Source organism: Bartonella sp. AP30XZML (genome assembly GCF_042195945.1).
Classification (GTDB): domain Bacteria; phylum Pseudomonadota; class Alphaproteobacteria; order Rhizobiales; family Rhizobiaceae; genus Bartonella.
This window is the reverse complement of the sequence record NZ_JBHIPJ010000005.1, coordinates 1-1714: the sequence shown is the minus strand read 5'-3', so window position 1 is coordinate 1714 and position 1714 is coordinate 1. Positions and strand designations below refer to the sequence as shown.

Below are 1714 nucleotides of genomic sequence, written 5' to 3'. Positions count from 1 at the left end.
TGCTTCTGCTGCTTCTCGCTCATTAAGGATTTTCAGATGTTCTTCAGCAAATTCAACGGCATGGTTAACATATTTTTCTACTTCATCATCATCCAAATGTTCAGAAATCGTACCAGCTTCTAAAAAATTTTTATAAGATTTCAGGATATCAATTCGACCTGTCAACGCTAAACAAGCCAAATGCCAGACTATATCTATATTGTAGCTATACTTTTGAACACGTGTTTTGCTTTCTATTGATGCTTGTAAATCTTGGGCGCGTGCCCACTGTATTATCCGCTCAGAGATTTTTGTTAACTCTTGCTCATTCAATTCCTCTACACAAATATCAATTTCCTTGCCAAAACCACTAAAAAAACCTCCTCCAATCGTGTTAAAAGACTTATAAATATCCGTAGGTCGTATCCAATTATATTCTCTCCTATAGTGAATATATTTGCAAGCTACAGAAATCTCTTCATTAGATATTTCAGCTTCAAGACGAACATTGTAATTATCATGAAGACGTATAAAGCCAAAATCAAATTGAATAAAACGGTCTGGCAAAGAGAGAAACATTCTCTCAGGTTCCATAGCAATCCATCCTCGCGTTTTGAGGATGCGACTTGCTGCGATGAGATTTATCGAGCGCTGTTTTGGCTTATTGCGCGTTAGAATATCGTCTAATTCCCCATTTTTATAGACCTGTGCAAAAAGAAGCAAGCGTTCATTCCACGTCATTATTTTATAATCAGAAAATTCTGATACGTTTATTTTGGGCGTAGACTCATAACTCCTTAAAGCTTCTATCTCGCCGAGAAGAGCCTTTGCAACAAGAGAATGATTAGCAGCTTCTTCATGTAATTTTTTTTCAATATCTTGTGCTTGCGCCCAAGTAATGACTTTGTTTAAAGCAGATTCAATATGACTTTCTGAAAGATCCGGTACCGTAACCCCGAAATCACCTATTTCTGGATAGAGTATATATCCATACCGTGACTTTTGCCCCCTAGAATATTCACAAGCAAGACTATAAGAAGCAGTTGTGAGACTAGCTAATAACCAAAATTTTTCACCATCCGTTTCATGTTTCACACCATAGCTCAAATCCACAATGCGATCCGGAAGATAATAATAGGCAAATGTATCGCCTACTTCATCACGATAGAGCTCACAGCCCAGACTTTTTAATATTTCTGCTGCATCTTTAGTTTGCATAATGTTTCACTCTTCTCCAACCGCCGGATAACAGCTAACTGTATAAGGAATTATTCTATTCCACTCTTTGTTTATTTGATTTTCACTCCAATTGTCTCTAAACTCTTTCAGAAGCTCTGCATCTCCTTCAAATTTTTTCAAATCTTCTTGGTATTTATTAAGCTGTTCCTTATTTTCGCCCAGATAGCGTTTCATAACTTTCCCAAAAGGTTTTGCATCTCCTGTTTTATACGCTATTTCAAAATCTTTTTGACATTCTGTTAATTGAAAATTACCAGTTTTTATATCAATAACTTTTAATACACCTTTCTCCACATAAATAATATCAGGGCGATGTATTTTTTTTAACGAAAAGTTCATAGATTATTCTCCATAAGTCGCAGTTTATTCACGCTAATACTGTTCTACCACTGTAAATAATAGTTGATCTTTGGTCTCCCAGCCAAGCGTTTTTAAAATCTCTGTCACGTCTTTAGTTCGCATCGCTATTCACTTTCATTCAAAAAGTCCTGGATAA

The 1714-nt window shown here is 35.9% G+C and carries 2 protein-coding genes; both read right to left on the bottom strand.

From position 1 onward, the window contains the following. A partial coding sequence (locus ACFIL2_RS00180; RefSeq protein WP_375680471.1) for a DUF6990 domain-containing protein occupies window positions 1–1197 on the bottom strand: 1197 nt, incomplete at its 3' end. A gap of 6 nt (window positions 1198–1203) precedes the next feature. Beyond that, window positions 1204–1557, bottom strand: coding sequence for a hypothetical protein (locus ACFIL2_RS00175; RefSeq protein ID WP_375640717.1), 354 nt, complete (start codon window positions 1555–1557; stop codon window positions 1204–1206). Window positions 1558–1714 lie beyond the last annotated feature (157 nt).

What these genes read in the sequence shown, in the direction of transcription:
- ACFIL2_RS00175 (WP_375640717.1), bottom strand. Translation starts at nt 1,557, where the DNA reads ATGAACTTTTCGTTAAAAAAAATACATCGCCCTGATATTATTTATGTG.